This is a genomic window from Plantibacter sp. CFBP 13570, assembly GCF_014841395.1.
Lineage (GTDB): Bacteria > Actinomycetota > Actinomycetes > Actinomycetales > Microbacteriaceae > Plantibacter > Plantibacter auratus.
Genome location: NZ_JACYTW010000027.1, coordinates 1 through 23374, shown reverse-complemented (window position 1 = coordinate 23374; position 23374 = coordinate 1). Strand labels below are relative to the sequence as shown.

Here is a 23374-nt window from a genome sequence, read left to right as displayed (position 1 = left end):
GGTAGACGTCTGGCCAGCCGACACGAGCAGATCTGGTAATGACGGTGTACCCAGTGCCGCCAGCAATGCCACGGAGTTTGTGCGCGATGTCCACGGTCTTTTCAGACGCGTCCGGTCCCCGGGCGAGGGATGGTGGTGCAGTGAACAGTGGAACCTTCCAGCACAGTCGCCGCAGGGAAGGACCACAGCGGAGGAGAGGACGATGATGTCGCAGCAAACACGGATGAACGTCAGCAGCTCCCCGATCGCCAGGCGCGACCGGTGCATCGTCGGGTTCGACGGGTCCTCGGCAAGTGTGATGGCACTCGACTGGGCTGTTACCTGGGCTGCCCGCAACCACCGCGAAGTGCATCTGGTGGGGGTCGTCGACGACGAAGCTGGCGCTTTGGGAGGCGCGCGCGCGGATGACCGCGACCGTGCTCAGGCACAGCTGTTGTCGCTGGCGTTCGCGCTCCTCGCGGAGAGGTACCCCGGACTCGTCGTCGCGAACCGGCTCGTCACTGGTCCGGTGGCTTCATCCTTGGCGGCTGCCGCCAGACCCAACGACATCGTTGTGGTCGGGGCCGACAAGGCGGTTTATGCGCACGGTCAGTTCTTCGGCGTCCGTAGCGTTCAGCTCGCCGCCCTCGTGTCCGGCCCGCTCGTGGTTGTTCCCGCCGCGGATCTCCGATTTCGCGCCGGCGTGCTTGTGGCGATCGACGGGGGACCGGAGTCCTCGCGGCTGGCGTGTATCGGTGCGGAGGAGGCCATGGCCCGGCAGTGCGCGGTCGGCCTCGTGCATTCCGTGGCTGTGGAGGCCACATTGGAGCAACGACACCTCGGTGAGCTCGTCTTACGCGAGGCGTTTGAGGCGGCTCGAGCGGTGGCGCCCGGACTCGAGATCAGCCGTCATCTGGCCAACCGGCGGCCCGCTGAGGCGATGCTCAACCTCGCACGGGATCGTGCGCTCCTCGTCATGGGTCGTTCCCGTCGCAACGCCGCGCCCGGAGTCGGGGGCACCCTGCACGAGGTGCTCATCAACGCGAACGTCCCCGTCATGGTCCTGCCCTGATGTCCGTCCCTCCACCAGCGCAACGACAGGAATGAACATGGCCGCCCGAGAGAACAGCAAACTGACCGTCGTCGGCGCCGGAAGCGTCGGCGCAAGTGTCGCCTACGCGGCCCTGATCCGAGGCTCCGCCAGGCACGTCGCCCTCTACGACATCGCGACGGACAAGGTCGAAGCCGAGGTGCTGGACCTGGCCCACGGCACCCAGTTCGTCGGCGCGAGCGAGATCACCGGCGGCTCGGACCTCGCCGTGGCGGAGGGTTCGCATGTCGTGGTCATCACCGCCGGGGCCAAGCAGCGTCCCGGGCAGTCGCGCACCGAACTCGCCGACGTGAACGCGGGGATCGTCGAGGGCATGATGCCCGGCCTGCTCGAGGTCGCGCCCGACGCGGTGTTCATGCTCGTCACCAATCCGTGCGATGTGCTCACCGTCATCGCCGCCGAGGCGTCCGGCCTCCCGCACCATCGGATCTTCTCCTCGGGCACCGTGCTCGACACGTCCCGCCTGAGGTGGAAGCTCGCGCAGCGCGCAGGCGTGTCCACGAGCAGCGTGCACGCCAACATCATCGGAGAACACGGCGACACCGAGTTCCCGCTCTGGTCGGAGGCGATGATCGGGCCGGTGCCGATCCTCGAATGGCAGACCGACACGTGCCCGAGGATGACGGTGGAGGAACTGGACCGGATCGCCATCGACGTGCGCGACGCCGCGTACCGGGTGATCAAGGGCAAGGGTGCCACCAACTACGCGATCGGTCTGTCCAGTGCGCGGATCGTCGAGGCCGTCCTACAGGACGAACGAGCGGTCCTGCCGGTGAGCACCGTCTTGACCGACTTCCACGGGATCGACGGTGTCGCCCTGTCGGTGCCGTCGATCGTGGGCGCCACGGGAGCCGAACCCGTGAGGAACACCCCCTTCTCCGATGCGGAACTGACGCTGCTCGGGCGGTCTGCGGATGCGTTGTCGTCCGTCATCGCCGGACTGGCACGGTGACGACCATGTCACCTCAGGACACCTGGCTCCAAGGCCTCGACCCGCTCGGCGCGCCCTGGCTGTCCGCCCTCGTCGCCGCCGTCCCCATCGTGATCTTCCTGCTCTGCCTCGTCGTCTTCAAGCTGACGGGGCTCCAGGCGGCAGCCGTCGCGCTCGCCGCCGAGCTCGTCGTCGCCATCGGCGTGTTCGGCATGCCCGCCCCCTCGGCCGCGGGTGCCGGACTCCTCGGCGTGCTGAACGCCGTCTGGCCGATCGCGTACATCATCGTCATGTCGGTGTGGTTGTACCGCATGGCGGTCGCGAGCGGGAAGTTCACGGTCATCCGCTCGTCGATCGCGTTGATCTCGCCCGACCAGCGCATCCAGGTGCTCCTCATCAGCCTCTGCTTCGGAGCGTTCCTCGAGGGCGTCGCCGGCTTCGGGGTCCCCATCGCGATCTGCGCGGCCATGCTCGTCCAGCTGGGATTCCGGCCGGTCCGAGCGGCGATGGTCAGCCTCGTCGCGAACTTCGCGGCCGGCGCGTACGGGGCGGTGGGCATCCCCGTCATCGTGGGTGCTCAGGTCGGCGGCGTCGACGTCATGGACCTCTCCCGCGATCTGGCCTTCATCCTGCAGCCGGTGACGTTCTTGATCCCGTTCCTCCTGGTCGTGATCCTGGACGGGTTCCGCGGACTCCGCGAGACTTGGCCTGCGACGCTCGCCGTCAGCGTGGTCTTCAGCGGCAGCCAGGCCGCCGTCCTACTCTTCTTGGGCCCGGAACTCGCGGCGATCCTGCCGGGGCTCCTCGGCATGCTCACCCTCGCCGCGCTGCGGTTCGTCTGGTCGCCGCGGCGGGTGTTCCGTGAGGACGGCGCCGCGGTCGTCGAGATGGATCGTCACACGCCTCGTGAGGTCCTTGCGGCGTGGAGCCCGTTCTACGTCCTGACGGTGCTCGTGTTCGTGTGGAGCACCCCGGCGTTCAAGGCGCTGTTCGCACCCGGCGGCGGGTTGGCGTGGTCGGTGGTCGACGTGCGTATCCCGGAGGTGACGGGCCGGATCACGACCGCGGGAGGGACGGTGGTCCAGACCGTGTGGAGCTGGTCGCCACTCGGAGCCACCGGTACGGCGATCCTTCTCGCGGTGATCGTCACCGCCCTGACCACACGGTCGCTGACCGCGGCGGTCGTCTGGGCGAATCTCCGCTCCACTTTTGCGGATCTCTGGCGGGCGTTGATCCTCATCGCCGCGATCCTCGTCCTCGCGCAGATCGCGAACCTCTCGGGCGGTTCGGCCAGCATCGGCACCGCTCTCGCCGGGGCGGGGGCGCTCTTCCCTCTGCTGGCGCCTGTCATCGGGTGGGTCGGGGTGTTTCTCACCGGTTCCGTCGTCAACAACAACACCTTGTTCGCCCAGCTCCAGGCGACGACAGCCGGACGCATCGGTGTCGACGCGACGCTCCTGGTGGCGGCGAACACGGCCGGGGGTGCCGCGGCCAAGGTGATCTCGCCGCAGTCGATCGCCATCGCCGCGGGTGCGGTCGGCTTGTCAGGTCGGGAGAGTGAGATCCTGCGTGCTTCCATCGCCTACAGCGCCGGCATCCTCGCCGTGTTGAGCGTCTGGACCTTGGTGCTCTCGTTCATGGTGATCGGTTGAGTTGCCGCTGAGCCCGGTTCTCGCCCGGACTTCACCGGGCGTCAGCTGAGGCGATCGTGGTGTGGGCGGTGATGACGGCGGCCGCGGCCGTTTCGTAGGTCTCGAGGGGTGGGATGAGGGGGTCGTTGTCGTCGATCGTGATCTGCAGGGCCGTGACGGTTTCGTTGAACGCGGTGATATCGACGGCCGGGGCGAACGCGCGGACGGCTGGTGCGTTCACCGTCACGACCGTGTTCGCGAGGTTCCGCAGCGGGACACGGAGGTCCTCGCGGGCTTGGACAAGGGCGGCGATCGCGGTGTCCTTCCGGTCAGTGTCCGCCTCAACAGCCCGGGTGGCACCCGCGAGGGTCTTCCGGAACGCGGTGAGCTGCTGCAGGGTTGGGTCTTTCGGCAAAATCCGGTCCACGGACGCGGGTTCCAGGGTGGTTGATGCGGCCGGTTGTCCCTCGGCTGGTGGGGTTTTCACCGCGGTCACGGTTGCGTCGAGGGCCAGTCGGGCTTGCTCGAGGTCAGCAGCAGCACTGGTGTCGAAGTAGGCGGGGGCGCCGGCGACGATCGTCGCGACGGCGGCGCTGGTGTCTTGTGTCCTGGTGATTTCCGCGTCGAGGGCGATCTTCTGGGCGTTGTTGTGGATCTCAGCCTGCCCGAGCGCTTTCACCGCACCCCGGGCTGAAGCGAGCTTGTCTTCGAACTCGGCGTTCGCTGCGACGGCGTTCGTGATGACCACCGCTGTGATGAGCACGGCGGCGGCCACGACAACAGCGAGGATCTTGCCGAGGGTGTGTCGGCGCATCCAAGCCAGAACGGCTGCCCACCGGGATTGGGGCCTGGCGGAGACCGGAACGGTCGCCACAGAGTTCGGTGTGGGGGCCGGGTCTGTGGGGTCGTCTGGGAGGTTCGGGCGGGTCATGAGTGGTTCCTTTGCGTGTGTTCGGGGAGCGGTTGGGTGCGGTCGATGAAGGAGGGGTTTCCGGTGGTGTCGAGCCAGGCCAGGTAGTCCTGGTATGGGTCGTCACCGGGTTGTGGGGTGACTGCCGGCGGTTGTATGCGGCGGATGGGGGTGTCGAGCTGGATGGGGTGTCGCTGCTCGGAGCGAGGTGGTAGGTCGGAGTTCATGGTGGTGTTCCTCTTGTGATGGTGGGGGCCGGCCGACGGGGCCGTTCAGAGCTGCGGAGGTTCGTGGGTGAGGTCGGGCCGGGTGCCGATGTCGGGGACCTTCACCGGCCAGGTGTGTCCAGGCCGCGGCTCATGCTTTAGGGTTCCTCTGCGTGAGACGGTGGGTCCAGTAGTCGGCGTTGTCGCGTTCGAGCTGTTGCGCCTGGTCCAGGGGTCCGACGACGGGATGGGTGGTACACGCGGCCAGGTAGCGGTCACGCAGCGCCTCCATCCAGGCGAACGAGCGGGGGGTCGCGTTGGCTGGCGTGCTGGTGCTCATAGGGTGGTTCCCTTCGGTGTGGTTGGCGGGGCGGTTCTTTTGTTGCTGCTGCGGTGCAGAGCGCGCCGGTTGGGCGCGGGTGGCGTGCGGTCGTTGGCGTTCCTCTCGGTGGTCGGTGTGATGGGTGTCGCGGTGAGGGTATGTCCGGACAGCCCTGTTGCGGGGGCCGCTGGTGGTGGATTGGGCAGAAATGGGAGGCGGCGGCAACTGAACCCGGCGTCTAGCCGAACCGCATGGGTGGGGGCACGGCAAGCGACATGGTTTTGCGTTCATGAGCCGGTCCCACTGCGCGTGTGCGTCACTCGGATGGCGTCCCGGCTGAGGTGGTTCGGGTCGTCGACGGGGACACTTTCGTCGTGCAGCTGACCGGGGAGTGGAGGAACGGGTGCGGCTGCTGGGTATGGATGTTGCGGGAAGCGTGCATCCGGACCGGCTGGTCGAGTGTTTCGGGTCCGAGGTTTCCGTGTTCCTGACCGATCTGCTGCCGTCCGGATCGACGATCGCACTCGCGGGGACCGTCGCAGCCCGACGTCGATGGGTGCGGGTGGGCCTTGCGGTATGCGTGGGGGAGTGGCCTGTTTGAGGGCGGGTTTGCGCGTAGCGATGTCGTGGGCCGGCCGTTCGCACACGTGGCCGTCTTCGAGACGCGGTGGCCGGCATGTGGGCGGAAGCGTCCTGCTCGAGCTGGTTGCTACGCCCACGAAGGGCGGGTGTCGAGGGCATCTCTCCAAGATGGATCGTGAGGTTCACAGCAGCCTGAGGGGGTGAGGTCGGCGGGTTCGCGGTATCGAGTGTTCGCAGACGATCAGTGGGCCAGGATCGAGCCGCTTTTTGCCCTCGACCACGGGGCTGCGTGGTCACCCTTTCGGTGAAAATCGGCGGGCCGTGGAGGGTATCGTCTAGCGGTTCCGGACCGGTGTCCCGTGGCGTGATCGGCCGCACGATCGGTTCGGCGCATGGCAGACGGTGTGGAAGAGACGTCGCCGGTATGCTGGCGATGGCACCTGGAATCGCGTGCCGACACGGTTCCCCGCTAAGGCCGATGCCGCCGGGGAGATCGGCTGGGCGGTGTCGATCGACGAGACGATCGCGCGTGCGCCCGAGCATGCGACGAACACGACTCGCCCCGAGCAAGACACAGGGGGTGGGATCGAATCAGAGGGATCTGCCCTGGCGCGAGGTTGAACCGCCTGGTCATGGCATCGGCCGCTCCCGCGGCAGGCTGACCACGAAGATCCATCAGGCCGTCGACGGACATGGCCGACCGCTCGCGATCGTCGCGAGCGGGCTGCGCAATGCCGGTGGTGTGCTGGGCGCGTTGCTGGCAGCGATCCACGTTCCCCGACTTGGTCGTGGACGGCCACGCACCCGCCTGGATGCCTTACTCGCTGACCGCGCCTACGCGACCGGCGTAATCCGCCATTGACTGCGCCATCGCGGGATCCAGGCCGTGATCCACGACAAACGCGACCAAGCTGCCGCCCGCAATCGGCGAGGCAGCACGGGCGGGGTACCACCCGGCCTCGATGCCGAGCTCTACAAGGGTCGCAACGCCGTCGAGCGGTTCGCCAAGCAATGACGCGGTATCGCCACACGGTTCGACAAACTCGCGATCACCTACCGTGCTGGGATTACCCTCTGCGCCGTCCTGACCTGGCCAGGTGCATGGCGATTGATCACGCAACGGCGAGCACGCGGTGAGGAATCCATCCTTCACGTCCGTCAGCGTTCCTGCACCAGGGCAAGCCGCTTTTGAGTTATCCACGAGGATGTCGACGTCTTCTCCTAGCCTGGCCGGTAGCGCGGTGGTGTTGTATCCGGCACGAGCGGTACCGCCCGCGCCGTCGATATCGAGGTGACGCGTGGGAATCCATCCCGTGCCCTGGGCTGCTGTCACGAACACGAAAGCGGGTCGTTCCGTGTCCCGGTCTCCGATTTAAACGGCGTCGCCGGGAACAATCACCAGGGGGCCCGATCTGGAATCTCATGATCGGCAGTCAACGCACATCGCACAGCACGAATCTTCCCATCAGAACCGCCCCACGCAGCCTATGGGAGACACGTCTCAGGGCGCAGGGACGACGTTCACGTAGCCGGGAAGGTTTGCGGTCGCTGTGTGCCCGCCTCCAGGGGATTGCCCGGTGAGTTGGAGGGTGATCGTACTTTCCGGTCGGGCGAGGCGGACTTCCGAGTCGTCCGGTTGAGTCTGGAAGTTGGAGTCCCAGGTGGTGACATCGTAGGTGAGTTGGAGTTGGAAGGAGATCGCTGTAGAGGCAGCGGGGGCCGGGTCGACGGTCAGCGTGGCTGTTCCTGGGCCGGCGGCGGCCACGGTGATGCCGGTTGCCGGTCCGGTGCCGTCGCTATTGAGAACGCCCGTTACTGTCCAATAGGTGCCGGGAGTGCCAGTGACGGTAATCGACACGGGGGCCGCCGCTGTCCCTGTCGTGACGTTCGTGAGGGTGACGGGGACCGATTCGGTGTAGTCGGTGAGGACTTCCTCGCCGCCTCCGCGAGGAGGGAGTGTGAAGGGGTCGAATGCGACGGCGAAGTCTGCCGTGACGGCTGGTGGAGTCGGAACGGTCGTTGGGGGCGTGGTTGTGGGCGTCATGGTCGGTGCCGTAGTGGGGATGCAGCTGTCCGCTTGGGCTGGACTCGCATCGAGCGTGATGAATGCAGCACCGCCTCCGACCAGCGCCAGAATGAGCACGAGAGTAGTCGTTCTGCGTCGGCCGCGCATTATCAGGAGCAGCCCGAGACCGACACCGACCAGCAGCACGGCGATGAGTGGCCAGATGCCTGCATCCGATCCAGTCGGGGGGAGGCAGTCGATGGGATCCATTCCGCGAATGTATCTTGAACGCCGTGGAGGGACAAGGCCAGAAGCTGTTCGGGTGCTGGATCTGGGTCGCAGGTCGTGTGATCTCGGCTCGAGGAAGTGAGTCCACACGGGCTGTTCCGGGACGTCATACCGCCGCCGTGCGGTCGCGGGGGCGCATGGGCCACGGGGGCGCTCGGTAGGTCGGGGAGTGGCCGCCACCCTGGGGCTGAGGTTTGGTAACGCGGTCCGGTTCGGCGTCGACGGGTGCGACGATGAGACTGACCTGAGCGACGGCAATGCACATGGCTTCGCGACCTGTTACCGACGTCGGAAGTCGCGCCCGAGGGAGGTGACCCATCATTGGTGTGACGGTTTCGTGGGTGTGTGGACTTTTTGGAGATGGATACGCGGATTTACGCATCAACTGAGTAGGGAGGCTGGCTAGCCCGAGACATCGCCATGTTGGCAGGGATGCGACCGCGGCGGTTGCGCCGAGTGTTTCTCGGGAAGGTGCCGGCCAGGCCAGTGGAGCTGAAGCACCTGCCACCGGTGCTGCACCTGGGGGCGCCGGAGCGCAAGCGGGCGGTCTAATCGGAAGTAGCGGTGAAGGAGCTCGCCGCTGAGGCCGAGGCGCACGAGATCGACGCAAGGATCCACGAGCCTCTCTGAGCTCATGAGCGCGGGTACGGGACAGTGAAAGAGTGTCCAGACTTGCCGCCTTATAACAAGCAAACTGACATAATTAATATTATCGGGCATATTCCCGGTGAGTTATCCACAGGTTGATGCGGTCCGATGTCGACCAGAAATGAGAGCACGGCTACGTCCACGCCGGTGTGACGAGCGCGATCGCGGACAGCGCCGGAGGTTACGCTGCCCTCACGCTGATGGACCAGGGCTCGGAAGTGCTGACCGTTGAGTACAAGATCAACCTGCTCGCACCTGCTGCAGGGCAGTACCTCGAAGCTGTGGCCGATGTCGTGCCGCCGGCCGCACCCTCACCGTCTGCCACATCGACGTCTGGACAATCGAAGGCGAGCAACGAAATCGATCGGTTCCGGGCCGCGTACGGCTCCGCTCCGAATGCGTTTGGTCGCTGCCCGTTAGCATCGTTCGCACCTGCGGCAGGCCGTCATCATGGTCATTGTCGCCAGCGTAGCCATGACTGCGGCACTGACGCGCGAACAACCGGTGAGGGTTCAACCGCCGCGGGTCGATCCTCAGTACACGCTCTTGATCACGAAATACGTGCCGCGGATGGTGCCGGCGAGTTTCGACTTCTGGCGGGCGAACTTGAACCTCGACTCGAGTTCGGCAGGCACGTCCATACCGTCGGAGAGCTTGAACCCGACGGCGCGTTTCCCACCGTCCTCGATCGTGTACATGACGTTGATGGAGAGTCCGGACTCGTAAAACACATAGGACATGTCGATGCCCTCCACCTCGAACCTGGTGGCTTCGAGCGGTCTGGATTCGATCGTCAGGCTGCGCTCGTCCTGCAAGATGCGGTGCACTCGTTCGATGATCTCCGGCACTTGGCTCGCGGGGCTGACGGTGAAGACGTGGTCGTACTTGTTCTTGAAGTAGCGGGCCTCGTTGGCCCGCAGTCCGGCCAGTGCCGCAGCCACCGGCGACGACTCGAGCCCGACCTCCGACACCGTGACGAAATCGACGACGTACGACATTGGTTCCTCCTCGGTTACCGACCCATCCGACTGTAGGGCGAAATGCACACGCGGTGGCCGTCAGCTGGTTTGGGGGCGTTCCTGGATCACCCAGGCGTTCCCGCCGGGGTCGGCGAAGAAGACGAATGAGTTCCAGTCGCCACCTCGGCCCTCGAGGCGGACGCCGTCTTCGAAGTGTGTCACTGGACTCACGTCGACACCGCGGTCGGCCAACTCGGCGCGTGCCTGATCGATGTCGTCGACGACGAGCTGCAAGCCCTCCAGCCGGGTCTCACCGGTCTTGAGTTGGATGCTGCTACCTGAGCCGGGCGGTGTGAGTTGCACGATGCGGAGCTCGTCACTGATTCGGACGTCGAGGTCCAAGTGGAATCCGACCTGCTGGGCGTAGAAGTCCTTCGCCTGATCGACGTCGGCGACGCTGACGGGAACGACTTCGAGACTCCACTGCACCGGGCACTCCTTCGCGACGATCACGGGTTCGAATGCCCGTCGTGCTCCAGTGTGCTCGGCCGGCACGTGTTTCGACAAGCGGGTGTGTCACCGGCAGGTCTGGTGGGGGCGCGTTGGCGTCGGTTCTGTCAGAACTCTCAGGGCGTCAGTCCGCGTTCGAGGGCGCAGCGCCGCTTGGCGTGCGAGGCTCGGGAGATGATCCACACCGGTCTCTTCGACCCTCAGTCCATCATCCAGAGCAGTGGCGGGTGGGCGCTTGCCGTCGTGTGTCTGATCATCTTCGTCGAGACGGGACTGCTGATCGGGTTCGTGCTTCCCGGCGACACCCTGCTCTTCTTCACGGGGGTGCTGACGTTCTCCGGCGTGATCGACGTGCCCGTCGCAGTCGTCATTCTCGCGGTCGCCGTGTCGGCGGTCGCAGGGGATCAGCTCGGGTACCTCATCGGGAGGCGGCTCGGCCCTCGGGTCTTCGAGCGGAAGGCCGCGGGACTCATCAGTCGGGCCACCCTCGAGCGCACGAACGGATTTTTCGACCGATACGGTTCGGCGACGGTGACGATCGCGAGGTTCGTCCCCGTGGTCCGCACCGTCGCACCGGTCGCCGCCGGCACGGCCCGGATGCACTATCCGCGGTTCCTGCTCTTCAACATTGTCGGCGGCATCGCCTGGCCGACCCTGCTGATTCTCGCTGGGTTCTTCCTTGGACAGATCCCCGGCGTGGCGGACTTCGTGTCGCAATACATCGACCTGATCCTCGGCGGCATCGTTGTCATCTCCATTCTGTCGATCATCGTCAGCGTGATCCGGAGTCGTCGCGCGGGACGCACGGACCGCTGAACCGGCCGTCCGGGACGCGCGGGCGCCGCGCATTCTGTGAGCACCCTCACGAATGCGGGTCGTCAACGTCAGGCCGGCTGCAGGGTGGAGCGGGAGCGTTGAGGCATGACCTCGACACTCGAATCCACTCGCGTCAGTGACTTGCTGCTCAGCAAGGTCCCCCAGATCACCTTGGCCTTCTGGGTGATCAAAGTGTTCTCCACTACCGTCGGCGAGACCGCGGCCGACTACTTCAACGACACGCTCGGCTTCGGACTGACGGCGACGTCGATCGTGACGGGCGCACTGTTCCTCATCGCCCTCGCCGTCCAGTTCCGGACGCGCCGCTACGTGCCGACGGTCTACTGGATCACCGTCGTGTTGATCAGCGTCGTCGGCACCCTCATCACCGACAACCTCACCGACGTCGTGGGGGTGCCGCTGTGGGCTTCGACGCTCGGCTTCGCCGTCCTGCTCGGGGCGACCTTCACGGTGTGGTTCCGGCGCGAGCGGACCCTGTCGATCCACTCCATCGTGACCCGCCGGCGCGAGGCGTTCTACTGGTTGGCGATCCTGTTCACTTTCGCGCTCGGTACTGCGGCGGGAGACTTCCTGTCGGAGGCGCTCGGCCTCGGCTACGTGCTCGCCGCGGTCCTGTTCGCCGCGGTCATCGCGGCCGTCGCCATCGCGTATGTCGTCTTCCATGCCAACGCCGTGGTGTGTTTCTGGATCGCCTACGTCCTCACCCGCCCGCTCGGTGCTTCACTCGGCGATCTCGCCTCCCAACCGGTCGCGGACGGCGGGCTGGGGCTCGGGACGACCGCCACGAGCGCGGTGTTCGGCATCGTCATCATCGCCCTCGTCGTCTTCATGACAGTGCAGCTCGCGCGTCAGCGTCGACAGCTCGTGGCGTCCGATCCGTCGGTCGTCTCAGCGGTAGCCGGCGCCCGGCGACACGCTGCGTCCTAGGATGTGGAAACGGGGGCCGGGCGGGCATCGCCGGCAACAGGCGGGAGGGGGCAGGTCGTGAGGATCCTCGTCGTCGACGATGAGCACGAGATGACGGAACTGCTTGCTCGCGGGCTGGCGTCCGACGGCCACGAGGTCGTCGAGTCACACGACGGTATCGACGCCATCGGACTCGCGACGGACACGGGGTTCGAGCTCGCGGTCGTCGACGTGATGCTTCCGGGGATGTCGGGGTTCGAGCTCAGCCGCCGGTTGAAAGAGCTGGATCCCACGATCGCGATCATCCTCCTGACCGCTCGGCACGCCGTCGACGATCGGGTGCGGGGGCTCGACGCCGGTGCTGACGATTACATGGTCAAACCGTTCGACCTGGCCGAACTGTCCGCGCGCATCAGAGCCGTCCGCCGCCGCGACGCGCTGCACGCACCCGCCCGTATCCTGCTCGGCGACCTGACGGTCGATCTCGCACGCCATCGCGCCCGGCTGGGCGATCGGGAGATCCCGCTGAGCCGCACGGAGTTCGACGTGCTCCGTGTCCTCGCGCTTCGTGTCGATGACACCGTGACCCGCGCGGACATCCTCGCGGAGGTCTGGGAGACGAGTGCGCACATCGACCCGAACATCGTCGACCAGTACGTGAGCTACTTGCGGCGGAAGCTCGAGCAGAGCGGGGCGGGCGTGCGCATCGTGACCACCCGCGGCGTCGGCTTCCGGCTCGTCGCCTCGAAGGGTTCGTGAGGGTCCCCGTGGCGACGACCCGCAGGCTGATCGACCGTCTCGGCATCCGGATGAGGATCGCCGGGGGCAGTCTCCTCATCGCGATCCTCATCGCAGTCGCCGCGGGCATCGTCCTGAACGCGCAGATCGAACGCATCGTCCGTGACGGCACCAGCTCGGTCCTCTCAAGCGACAGCGCCCCCTACGTCGTCGCCCTGCAGACGGAACCGGACGACTCCTTCGACGCGCCAGGGCCGTCACAACTCGTCGCCGTCCTAGCTCCCGACGGTTCGACGCCCATCAACACACTGCCGGCTTCGCTGGCCGACAAGCTGCCGGATGTGGGCGGATCCGGGCAGGCGCACGACGTCCGGGTGGGAGATGCGTCCTTCATCGTCTTGTCGACGACGGTCGCAGTCGCAGATGGGGACTGGGTTGTGGTGGCCGCCCGAGACGCGCAGGAGGAGACGACCGTGCTCGCGCAGATGCGAACGCTGCTGTTCACGGGCCTCGCGGTGATCGCCGTCGGTGCTGCCGGGACCGCCTGGGCGCTCACGAGTCTGTCCCTCGGCCCAGTCCGTCGCCTTCGCCGGAGTGCTGATGCCCTCAGCGCTGGGTCGTCCTCGGATCTCCTCGCGGTCGGCGAGGCTCGCGACGAGATCTCGGACCTCGCCCGCACGTTGAATGAGCTCATCGAGCGGCTGCGCGACTCCGCCCGCCGGGAACGGCAATTCGTCTCTGACGCCAGCCACGAGCTCCGCACGCCGATCGCGTTGCTGAACACCCAACTGCAGGTCGCGGTCGCTGAGGCGTCTTCGGTGGAACAGATGGTGCGAGACGTCGACGGTGCCAGACGAAACGTCACCCGCCTGGCGGCCCTCGTGACCTCCCTGCTGGAACTTTCGGCGATTGAAGCTGCCCACGACGGTGTTCGAAGCTCGATCGGAGCCCTCGGTCGTGAAGCCGATGACGCGACCGACCGTGCTCGGTTCCGCGCACAGGACACGGAGGTCTCGATTCTGTACGACGGGCCGGAGCTCCTGGCGTCCGACGACGGGACCGAGGACACCGGCAGCTTCCCGATCGGCGCTGAGGCGTTCGGACGCATCCTGGACAACCTGCTCAACAATGCACTGCGCGCCGTCGGCCACGGCGGGGTGATCGACGTCCAGCTGACGGTTGGAGGAGGATTCGCGTGGCTCCTCGTAACCGACACCGGCGGCGGGATGGACCCGGCGTTCGAGCCGTTCGCGCTCGACCGCTTCACCCGCCAGGATGCCTCCCGAACCGGCGGCCAGGGAACCGGTCTCGGACTCGCGATCGTCGCCGCGCTCGTTCGGAACGCCGACGGCACCATCGAGCTGGACAACCGGCCGGGCGACGGGCTCACGATCCGCATCGGCCTGCCTGCCGTTCAGGCGGCGCCATCGCCTGACAGCTGACCCGATCCGCAGCCTGATACTCATCCGGCGGGCATCAGGTTCCGAGCGTCACGTCGCGCCAACACGGCGACGAGTCCAATCGCGAGGGCGAGAGCGACCAGCGTCACCGGACCCGTTCCGAAACCCAGCCCGCCTCGCGACGGCACCACCGCGAGCCCGTCCGCAATCGACGCGCCGAGCGGTCTCGTGACGATATACGACGCCCAGAACATCGCGACCGCCGACCAACCCAAGAACCGGTATGCCAGACCCGGTAGCAGGAACAGTACGCCGAAGAGGATGGCGGACCCGCCATAGCCGAGACCGAGGTCGTGCGCGGCGAGGTCACCGACGGCAGTGCCGAGCGCAAAGGTCGCGCACACCGTCGCCCAGTAGAACACCTCCCGCCGCCGGCTTGTGATCGAGTGGATCGACAACGTGCCCTCGGACCGCCACCACACGCCCAGCACCACGGCGAGTGCCACGGCGAACGCCGCCGTCGAGACGGTGTAGGGCACCCCGACGACGATGTGCGCGACATCGGCGACCATCGTCCCGAACACCCCGATCATGCCCACCAACAACCAGTACCGCCACACCGAATACCGCGGCGCCCGCAGCTGGATGGTCAGGCATACGCCGAACACCACCGCGGTGCCCAGGACGACCGGTACCGGATCGAGGTGCACGACCATCCAGTCGGACGCAGTCTCACCCAACCCCGTGGTCAGGAGCTTCAGCACCCAAAAGACCGCCGTGACCTCGGGCACCTTCGACGCGACGGACAACGCGGGCCCAGATGGAACAGTCATGAAGTGCAGCCTGCACTGGCGTCCGGAGAGATGACACGGAAAGCGAGCGCGGAGCTCTGAGAGCACTCTCAGCCAGCGCCATCCCGCTCGGTGTCGGCAAGCCAGGCGAGCAACCAGCCCCAGCCACGATGAGGTCCGCCGGCACCATGACGACCGGCTCCGATCTGGGAAGCGTTTCAGGTTGCCGCGGGCGTCCTGCCCCGGACCGTCAGTGTGTTCGTGCCGTAGCGCCGGTCTGGTGTCGATAGAGCGTTGCTCTGCTCCAGCCGACGAGTGCGGCGGCTTCTGCTGCTGTGCGGCCGCGATCGCGGGCTTCGGCAACGATGGCGAGCTTCTCGGCGATGATGTCGGGGTTCACGGGTGGGCGCCCGAAGCGGGTGCCGGATTCGCGTGCTGCGGCGATGCCGGCGTTGACGCGTTCGACGATGAGCTCGCGCTCGTACTCGGCCAGGGTGGCGAGCATATGGAGCATCAGCCGGCCGGTCGACGTCGCGGGATCGATCCCATCGGAGAGGGATCGCACGTGGATCCCGCGGCCCCGCAGGAGCTCGACGGTGTTGAGGACGTCGATGAGGGAGCGCCCGAGCCGGTCGATGCGCCACACGATCACGGTGTCGCCGGCCTCGGCGTACTCGAGCAGCTTCGTCATGCCGGGACGTTCAATCGCGGTCTTGCTGCCAGAGGTCACGTCTGCGAACACGTCGCGTTTCTGGACGCCGGCGGCGAGGAGCGCGTCGAGCTGCAGCTGTGCGTCCTGGCCAGCGGTGCTGACTCTGGTGTACCCGATCTGCCTCATGGCACCAGCATGTCTCAGAAACCCACGCGACCCTCAATGAGACACACCGCTCTGTGAGACGAGTTTCCGAGACGGGCGCCCGCCGGTGAAACCTGCAGCTTTCCGGACCTGAGTTCGGCACGGACGTCGACGCACCACGTGTCTTGTAAACCTGTAGGTTTACGAGACGCCAGTAGATAGAGCTCTCCCCTTGCGGAGGAGGTGGGCGTTTTCGAGTTTCGCTACGCCTTGGGCGTGCGGTTCTTCATCAGGAGGGCCTTGCGTCGCGCGGGCTCCGGGCTCTGGCCAAAGAGGATGAGGAAGTCCTCGATCTTCTTGATCAGGTATCGGAGCGCGAAATAGCTCGTGGTGCACACAAGCGCGACGGTGGGGTCCACCTCCTTCAGTGACTCGAGCAGCAGGTTCAATATGTGACCTCCGCAGGTTCGGGCGCGAGCGCGCCCAGGTGACACCGCGCCGGGTGGCGCGATGAGGCTCGTGCTGCACGCGAAGCGCGGGCAGAGCAGAAGACGGCCAGGAGAGCAGGTGTTGCTCAGATCCCGTCCGGGCATGAAAGAAGCCGGTCTCACTCGGAGGCCGGCTTGTGGATCGCGCTGGCGGAGGTTGCCGTTGCGCTTCTGTCGCTTTCCCATTAAGGAAGGCAGTTTTCACTCTAGGGGGTGACACGCCGTGCCTGTCAAGGATTCTGCCCCGATACGAAAAAACCCGGCTCATGTGGCCGGGTGGGCAGAGGTGTAGTAGGCAGGACAAGTGTGACACGGAGCAGGCATGCGGCGCTAGTTTCAAGCTGCGCCTGATCCAACTCAGGGGAGCGATTTCGCGCCCCAACCTACAAGACTGTGATCGCGAAGCGGAGGATCGGGCGCGCCGAGCTCACCGGGCGATACTGCGACGTCACACATTCGGACTCGATCGCCGCCCTGCGTGTCTCGTTCGCCGCGCAGACAATTACAGAGTTCGACCTCGCGGACTTCGACAGCTCAGCCATCCAGAACAGTCGACCTCGAGCACTGACTCAGCGCATTGGCCGCGAGATTCTGAGCATGGATGCCTCGCACGGCGGCCCATACGACGGCGTGCGATTCGCGTCCCGCCACGGCGCCGACCTCATCCTCTGGGCAGCTACCGCAACGGCATCCTTGGGCTGTGGCTATACAGAGAGCCACCGCGCCTCAGCGCATGGCTGGCGCTCTCTTCGGGCCGTTCAGGGCCGGTGCGCGATCCGCGGGCTGCGGCGGACACGGGTTCGTCATTTGTCGACGACGTCGTGTTTGGTTCAGCGCTGAACGTCAACAAGCTTTGCCTGTTCGGGATTTCGCTGGAGGACAGCCGTGTTCAGACGGGAGGTCGAAGGCGCCTCGTCGAGCAGAACACGCGGTGTTGCCCTATGGGCATGGTCACAAAAAGGCGCCACCATGGGCCAAACTGTCAGCATGAGTACCTCAAGCCAAGGCCCATCCTCAAAGGCCCTCCTGTGCGCATCCGTGGGAGCGGCGGGAGCTGCTCTGAACCTATTCGCGCATATGTACGTATGGATGTGGCTACCGGGGCCCATTTATGGCCAACCTGGTGAAGCGGTGTATTGGTCTTATCTGATCCTCGGAATCGCACCAATATTATTTTTGCTTGTTGTGATTGCAATCGTCTTGTCGTTAATTACATTTGCGCTTCACCACTATCGCAAAACGTCAATGCTAATCTTTGCTTTCTCTGTATTGCTGTTACTTGTCTGCTATCCCGTACTATGGTTTGGTAATCCTCTCGCTCTACTTTCTTATTTGCCAAGAGGGTGACGCGAACGAAATAGTTTCACGTCACCCTCTTCAAATTGGCCCTAGAACTGGCTATTAATTGCTATGGTGCATAGCGGGATATGGATAGCCGTCGTCCCGTTTAGGAGGCAGTACGGCTCGTAGTGCTTGTTGCTGTACAAGAGATGTGCTTCCGACTGGAAAGTTCCGTACCAGAATTGGTGTACGGGCATCCGGTCGAATTCCGCGCGAAGAGTAGATCCCCCCCGCTTCATATCCCAAAGCGCGACGCCGTCGATTGCGGGGGCGAAAGCTTGGACTGGGTTCGGAGAATGAACCCAGTGACCGACTACGGCCCTCGTGGCACCGGAGCCGGCGGTGGCGCCGACCGTGCTCAGCGAAGCTGTACCTCTTTCCGTGAGCTCACAGCTGGTGAGGCCGTTCTTGCACTTGTATTTGTGGCTCTCACCGATATCCTTCCCAGTGATTACCTGATAGTTTGCGCCAAAGAAGATATACGACTCGAGTGATGTTCGATTCGAGCTGTTCAGGTCTGACCACTCCCGATTGTCTGCGCCGAATGCAATGACAGGCTTATTCGGGTCTCCCGAGTAGCCAGGGAACTCGAGATACTCGCCGGGAATATATGTCCTGTAGAAGAGAGCTATCGGCGCCATGTCATCGCCGGGAACGGCAGCGGCCGGACCAATTGTCGCTGCTGGACCGACTGTCTGCTTCCCAAAGCTTGGAGGTCCGTCGATAATGATCGCGTCTGGTGAGTCGGCCAGAATATCCTTCGCGGACTCGGTGATGATCTCGGCTACGGGGTCAGCATCGGTTTCATCGGAAGTGTCCGGGGACGGTTCATCCGTGGCAACGGGTGTGGGCTCTACGGGCGGAGACGTTGGATCCTCGGGCGGAGACGTTGGATTCTCGGGCGACGAGCTAGGAACAGGCGTCGGCTCGGTAGTTCCATCAGAGTCGGGCGAATCGTCACTCGCTGATCGCGCAGTTGCGGACTCGGCAACCGGCGGCGGCGGTGTGTTGAGCTTGCCCGATTCCACGATCAACAGATCTCCGATGGTGTACCCAGGCATCGGGACAATTTCGTCTGGCGACTCCGCTGGAGTCTCGCTCGACGAGGCCGAGCGCATCGAAGCAGGAAATTGCATGAACGGCAGATTGATACCTGAAGACACTGCCGCGGCCATCCCAGACGCTCCTCGCGTTCCGCAGCTCGCAGCGTCAGTCGAGAGTATCTTAACTTCGTAAGCCCATTGTTTCGTCAGATCGCTTGCCGGGGTTGTGAACTCCGTGCCGCACGTAATCGCCATATAGGCGGCCGAGGCCGGATCTACCGGAGCGGCGGTGGGATCATCCACAAATGGGTCGATGGCATATCGCGTGATCAGGCGAGGTACTCGTCGATCATCTACCCAATTGAGATGGTGCTTCCCATCTCGGATCGTTGCGACGACCGTCGACTCCCTGTCGATGGACTCTTGGTACTGATTCGTTCGCATAGGGAAGGTGTCGATGATGGCACCTGCCGAGTTGAGCGCTGCAATGTAAGTCACAGTTCCGGGAAGGCCTGGGACCGTGATTGTGGGTGACGTGGACTCACCTGCGACCGCATCGCCCAGGGTGCGGGCTTGGTACTTCGTCGCTCCCGACTTCGCTTTGACCGTGATTGTGTAGTTCGAGGCGTTGAGTTGCATGTTCGTCACCGTCCAGCTTGGAGTGGCATCGCGCGTCACGCTTGCCGCCGCTGTGAGGGTGTTGAGTTGTGCCGACGTGGCGGAGCTGGCCGCCAGAGTGACCTTTGTTGCCTCTGGCCCCCAAAGACGGATGAAGTCATGGCTGGGACTGTTCGAGGTGAACGCCGTAGATGCGCCGGCAGGGAGGAAAGTTGTCTGCGACAGTTTTGCCGACAAGGCCGCGAGCGATTGCGACTGAGAGTTGTTCATCGGGGCGGTCCACAGTGTCGAGCCGGACACCGCCAGCTCTCCACCGATCTGCTGGAGCGCGATCTCGCGGAACGCGCCGACCGGATCGGCAGTATTGATGATCATGAGACCGTTGTCAGGCATGGCGGGTAGCAACGACGGATCGATCACCGCGCCGCCACCAATCAGGCCGATGAAGTGGTCCGTCCTCGTAGCGAAGAAGCTTTGAACTGTCGCCGCGGCCTCTGATCCGTCAAGGACAATTAGAGGGAGGCCACGAGCGACAGCCATGGCGCCGGAGGCATTGAGAGAGTTGGCGACAGTTGTGTTGCCAACAATGAGAGGCCCGACCGGAAGGGCGCCGGCGATAGTAGTCGAGCGCGTGAAGGCGCTGTTCGACTTCACGTCCAGTGCGATCGACGATGCAGCTGGCAGACCTGAGCGGAACGCTGATGAGAATGTCGTTGCCTCGCTGATGAGGTAGATGGATGTAGCGCCGAGAGTGCTAAGTGTCGGGCTAATCGCTGATGCGCTCGTGATGGATGTGCTGAGAATCAGAGGAGCCTGGAGACTGCTCGCTAACGCAGCTGCTTGGTACACCAGAGTCGCGTTAGATTTCGGAGCGATAACAACCTTCGCTGATCCGCTCGGGAATGCTGTCTTGGCCATGGTCAGAGACAGGGCCTGGGCATCCGCCGCGGTCACCAAGGACCCGGTGATTGCCGCTTCGGCTGACGAAGGCGCTGTGAACGTAGTGAAGCCGGCTAGGACCGCAATGAAGCTGAGCGCGGCAACCATCTTCTTCCTGGCCCCCGAGGATGAACCTCGCACGGGACTCTCTTTTTTCAATTTTCCCCCAGAGATTTTTTTGTGAACGCTTGATCATCGAGGTGTCAAGTCGGCGACACAAGTCTGGTTCTTTCTCTGGGTATCTGCTATGTGTCGAAAGCTCGTAGTCAAAAGCCGTCTCGAGGGGCGCTGAACGCACCACGTTGACAGCAGAAGAGTCATTACTGACATAAGGTATATTATAAGCTCAGAGCGGACTGCTCCAGAGCGGCGGGATCCTGTGAATCCACGAGCGACCAGATTGGGTACGACTCGAGTTCTTCTCGTTCCCGCTGAGAAAGTCGGCCTAGGCAGTCCTGTACATCGTCTGCATCACCGAGCAGAATCGCGCAGCCGGCTTCCTGCATCGGAGAAGCGTCGTGCGTACGCAAGATCTGACGCCGGAGTGCACGTATCGAAGCCCGGTGGTCTGCGCTGAGTCCGGACGGTCGTCGGGCTTGTATCTGGAATCGATTGAGAGCGGTGTGTACCGCCTCGCTGTCGGATTCGGCGAGCCACCCGTTGAGCGCGTCCGCTGCGTCTAGGAACTCTTGTCGCCTGGCACTGCTCTGATCGGCTGAGTGGATCAACTGCAAGACGAAGCGGTTTGCCATCCATGCGACATTCTCCACATCCGATATCGACTGGTATGCGTCGACGACGGAGGAGAGGTTGAGGTTCAGGATCATCGACAGGTCCTGATCTGCGTATGCGTCGTAGATCGTTGCTCGTGCCTCGACCGACTGCCCTGATTCGTCGGAGCGGTAGAGCTTGAACTGGTCTCGAGAGTTGGGGTCGAACAGGCTCAGTGGCAGGGCGGCGCCGGTTTTCTCATCACGAATCAGTAGGACAACGAGGCGCCAACTCCCCACCTCCACATTTACGTGGGCGGTCTTCTCGATCGACAACCCCCATTCGCTCCTCATGGCCCCGCCAAGCTCTCGAAGCGTCGCGTGTTGTGCGTCAGTGATGTCGTCCAGGTCGATCAATGCGGGGTCGACGTGTAGCCGGTCGAACAGATCGAGCAGGTCCTCTAGACGGGCACGCACGGATCGAAGTTCGGCGTGTTTCTGGGGCTTGTTCATCTTGAGCGTGAATTCCTGATCGTTCACAAAGAACGGTTCGCCGGAGGCGAGAGCCAGGAACAAGTCGATATCTTTCACGCGTTCTGCAAGATTCGCAACCAGGTTGAGGGAGGTGGTTCCTGCGTGGGAAGCCCCATCGCCCATTGAGTGCGTGAGGTGCAGTCCTGAAGAGAGTTTCAATTCGTAGTGGCTAGCGTCTGTCTGCCGAATCGTTGGGGTGTCATAGGTCGTGTCGCCACACCGGACGGAGGAACCGAGTGGGCGTTCTGTGTACGAGGCGGGGAAGATGTGAATCTCGCCGTTCAGGGGCAGAATCACCCCATCTTGATTCTCAACCTCGATGGCGAAATCGCCTGTTCTGGATGAGATCACCTGGGGCTCGTCGAGGTTGAGCTCGCGAGCGCTATTGATCGTGAAGCTCCTGCTTCCTTCCAGGTCAATCGCTGAGTCTAGGAAGAAGCTCTGTTTTTGGGTCTTGAGCGCGATGCCGACAATGCTCTCGATCGCCTGTGGGTCCTCAGGGAGGTCCTGCAGTGGTACGGAGAATGACTTCGCTCGCTTCTTCATCTCGGAGAGAAACATGCCCACCGTGAATGGCGCCAGAATGGCGTACTTCAGACCACCGTGCCAAGAGCCATTGGGCCACACGTGCGCCACGAACAAGAGCACTGTTCCATGTCGTCGGAACGCCTCGAGGTCGGTCCGCGACATCGGGAAAGAGGTCGGTGCAAGCTTCCCGGACGCGGTACGGCCTTTGACTTGCACGTCGAGGCGACCTGCCGTGTCTGCGTTTGAGTGGCTGAGGCTGTTGTAGACCTGGATGAAGCCGTCTGTGAGAGGTGTCGTGTCGCGCGTGTCGATGTACGAGGCTAGATGTGGGCACAGTGATAGACGGTCTTCGACCGCAATCGTCCCTCGTTTTTCGACGTCAACCATAGGCATATGGTGTCAGCTCTTAGGAAACCGGAGGGGATGGACGCGCGTCTAGGTTCACGCCGTTCGCAAACGATCGTTTCTGACCACCCGCCAGTCGGTCGGGCGATGTGGCGAGATTCCGCTTGTGTCGGGTGCTCAGAACTCGTTGTCGAAACCCGAACTGCTCGAAACCTCAGAGGGTGGGGTTTCGTCCGGAGTCGGATTGATGACGGCAGGGCGGCACTGTTCAACCCGATGAGCGCAGGGGAGCAGGGTGGCGACGGTGTTCTCATTCGCGAGGCACAGATGACAGCAACGCGGGACCGGTATGGCAAACTTCAGCGAACCAGGGCCAGGAAATTCCCTGATCAGAGGACCAGTGCGGATCGCCACGGACCCCGTCGCCCTCACTCGTAATGAGAAGGTCAAGGGTTCGATTCCCTTGGGTGGCTCCACCAGCACCACCCGGCCGTTGCCCTGGACACCCCTGGTCAGCGGCTATTTTCTTGCCCCGAGCCGGCCGCACACGTCTTCTGGCATTGGTCGTCAGGTGTGGTTTTCGGCCCGATTGACAGCAACGCTGGCAGCAACGGCTGACGGCAATGCCAAAGCACGACGACGAACGCCGGCGCACGACAGCGGTCGGTTGAGGCTTGGACCTCGGGCGTCGAGCACGGAGTTCATCTCCGCAGAAGCGCTCTTCAGCGTCGCTGGAGCGACGTGCGAGTAGATGTCGGAGGTGATCGCCATGTTCGAGTGTCCAAGACTTTCCATGACGACGGGCATCTGCACACCCTGCGAGAGGAGCAAGGATGCGCAGGTGTGGCGCATGTCGCGGTGCGCCGAGTGCGGCTCAGAATTTGATCGCCTGAGTAGCTACACCGCCAGCACGGGCGGCAGCGCGTCGACGACGACTATGGGAACCGTGAGTCATTGATCGCGTGTGGGGTCCCTTCCTTGCGTGATGTTGGACGGAACACTCTCCTGGGTTCTCGTCTCGCTCCGACGCAGGCGCATGATCGATAGTCACGGCAACGGCAACGGAAGTACGCCTCTATACGGGGTGCGGCCAACGCGGCAGGACGAGGGGACTGCCCGATTCCGGGTCCTGGATGACACGCGCGTCGAGTCCGAACACTTCGGACACAAGCGACTCGGTGATGACCTCGGCCGGGGTTCCGGCGTCGACGACCTCACCGTCTTTCATCGCGATGATGTGGTCGGCGTAGCGTGCGGCTTGGTTGAGATCGTGAAGGA

Annotated in this window: 17 protein-coding genes and 4 pseudogenes; 9 read left to right on the top strand and 12 right to left on the bottom strand. The window is 64.1% G+C overall.

Features of this window, described 5'->3' with window-relative positions; all coding sequences use genetic code 11:
* Positions 1-202: 202 nt before the first annotated feature.
* Genes IFT89_RS10820 through IFT89_RS10810 form a run of 3 tightly spaced genes read left to right on the top strand, consistent with a single transcriptional unit; the run spans position 203 to position 3673 of the window.
* A complete protein-coding gene (locus tag IFT89_RS10820) occupies positions 203-1051 on the top strand; it encodes a universal stress protein (RefSeq protein WP_307783496.1) in 849 nt (282 codons plus the stop codon).
* A gap of 37 nt (positions 1052-1088) precedes the next feature.
* Complete coding sequence (locus IFT89_RS10815; protein ID WP_202938932.1) at positions 1089-2042, top strand: L-lactate dehydrogenase; 954 nt, start codon at positions 1089-1091, stop codon at positions 2040-2042.
* Between the two features lie 5 nt (positions 2043-2047).
* Complete coding sequence (locus IFT89_RS10810; protein ID WP_202938931.1) at positions 2048-3673, top strand: L-lactate permease; 1626 nt, start codon at positions 2048-2050, stop codon at positions 3671-3673.
* 31 nt (positions 3674-3704) lie between these two features.
* Here the strand turns inward: IFT89_RS10810 and IFT89_RS10805 are convergent, their stop codons facing one another.
* The gene (locus IFT89_RS10805) at positions 3705-4466 is read right to left on the bottom strand and encodes a hypothetical protein (protein WP_202938930.1); all 762 of its coding nucleotides are present in this window, start codon (positions 4464-4466) and stop codon (positions 3705-3707) included.
* A gap of 453 nt (positions 4467-4919) precedes the next feature.
* A complete protein-coding gene (locus IFT89_RS10800; protein WP_137243543.1) occupies positions 4920-5108 on the bottom strand; it encodes a hypothetical protein in 189 nt (62 codons plus the stop codon).
* A gap of 764 nt (positions 5109-5872) precedes the next feature.
* On the opposite strand from IFT89_RS10800, the pseudogene IFT89_RS10795 reads away from it, so the two are divergent.
* Positions 5873-6765 (top strand): annotated as a pseudogene (locus tag IFT89_RS10795) (IS5 family transposase); the annotation flags it as partial.
* A gap of 408 nt (positions 6766-7173) precedes the next feature.
* Here IFT89_RS10795 and IFT89_RS10790 read toward each other — a convergent pair.
* On the bottom strand, positions 7174-7947 hold the full coding sequence (locus tag IFT89_RS10790; protein ID WP_137243542.1) for a hypothetical protein: 774 nt from the start codon (positions 7945-7947) through the stop codon (positions 7174-7176).
* An 815-nt stretch (positions 7948-8762) separates the two neighbouring features.
* Between IFT89_RS10790 and IFT89_RS20920 the strand changes: the two are divergent.
* Positions 8763-8846 (top strand): annotated as a pseudogene (locus tag IFT89_RS20920) (hypothetical protein); the annotation flags it as partial.
* A gap of 300 nt (positions 8847-9146) precedes the next feature.
* Here IFT89_RS20920 and IFT89_RS10780 read toward each other — a convergent pair.
* Both IFT89_RS10780 and IFT89_RS10775 read right to left on the bottom strand, forming a co-directional pair.
* The gene (locus IFT89_RS10780) at positions 9147-9611 is read right to left on the bottom strand and encodes a phage tail protein (protein ID WP_137243541.1); all 465 of its coding nucleotides are present in this window, start codon (positions 9609-9611) and stop codon (positions 9147-9149) included.
* A 60-nt stretch (positions 9612-9671) separates the two neighbouring features.
* The gene (locus IFT89_RS10775; RefSeq protein WP_137243540.1) at positions 9672-10061 is read right to left on the bottom strand and encodes a VOC family protein; all 390 of its coding nucleotides are present in this window, start codon (positions 10059-10061) and stop codon (positions 9672-9674) included.
* Between the two features lie 195 nt (positions 10062-10256).
* On the opposite strand from IFT89_RS10775, the gene IFT89_RS10770 reads away from it, so the two are divergent.
* The 4 genes from IFT89_RS10770 (at position 10257) to IFT89_RS10755 (ending at position 14005) form a co-directional block, all read left to right on the top strand.
* Complete coding sequence (locus IFT89_RS10770; protein WP_240044053.1) at positions 10257-10898, top strand: DedA family protein; 642 nt, start codon at positions 10257-10259, stop codon at positions 10896-10898.
* Positions 10899-11003: 105 nt separating this feature from the next.
* Complete coding sequence (locus IFT89_RS10765) at positions 11004-11846, top strand: COG4705 family protein (protein WP_137243539.1); 843 nt, start codon at positions 11004-11006, stop codon at positions 11844-11846.
* 57 nt (positions 11847-11903) lie between these two features.
* On the top strand, positions 11904-12584 hold the full coding sequence (locus IFT89_RS20785; RefSeq protein WP_137243538.1) for a response regulator transcription factor: 681 nt from the start codon (positions 11904-11906) through the stop codon (positions 12582-12584).
* An 8-nt stretch (positions 12585-12592) separates the two neighbouring features.
* Positions 12593-14005 (top strand): sensor histidine kinase, encoded by a 1413-nt coding sequence (locus IFT89_RS10755; protein WP_202938929.1) that lies wholly within the window; start codon positions 12593-12595, stop codon positions 14003-14005.
* Positions 14006-14025: 20 nt separating this feature from the next.
* On the opposite strand, the gene IFT89_RS10750 is transcribed toward IFT89_RS10755, so the two are convergent.
* The 7 genes and pseudogenes from IFT89_RS10750 to IFT89_RS10725 all read right to left on the bottom strand — a co-directional run.
* The gene (locus IFT89_RS10750) at positions 14026-14796 is read right to left on the bottom strand and encodes a COG4705 family protein (protein ID WP_202938928.1); all 771 of its coding nucleotides are present in this window, start codon (positions 14794-14796) and stop codon (positions 14026-14028) included.
* A 208-nt stretch (positions 14797-15004) separates the two neighbouring features.
* Positions 15005-15592, bottom strand: coding sequence for a recombinase family protein (locus tag IFT89_RS10745; protein WP_137243535.1), 588 nt, complete (start codon positions 15590-15592; stop codon positions 15005-15007).
* Positions 15593-15813: 221 nt separating this feature from the next.
* The gene (locus IFT89_RS20045) at positions 15814-15999 is read right to left on the bottom strand and encodes a hypothetical protein (protein WP_213014250.1); all 186 of its coding nucleotides are present in this window, start codon (positions 15997-15999) and stop codon (positions 15814-15816) included.
* Positions 16000-17426: 1427 nt separating this feature from the next.
* On the bottom strand, positions 17427-20087 hold the full coding sequence (locus IFT89_RS10740) for a hypothetical protein (protein WP_192018403.1): 2661 nt from the start codon (positions 20085-20087) through the stop codon (positions 17427-17429).
* Between the two features lie 230 nt (positions 20088-20317).
* Positions 20318-22138: a hypothetical protein gene (locus IFT89_RS10735; RefSeq protein WP_202938927.1), complete on the bottom strand. Its 1821-nt coding sequence runs from the start codon at positions 22136-22138 to the stop codon at positions 20318-20320.
* Between the two features lie 525 nt (positions 22139-22663).
* A pseudogene (locus tag IFT89_RS10730) lies at positions 22664-22975 on the bottom strand (tyrosine-type recombinase/integrase); the annotation flags it as partial.
* A gap of 196 nt (positions 22976-23171) precedes the next feature.
* Positions 23172-23374 (bottom strand): annotated as a pseudogene (locus tag IFT89_RS10725) (hypothetical protein); the annotation flags it as partial.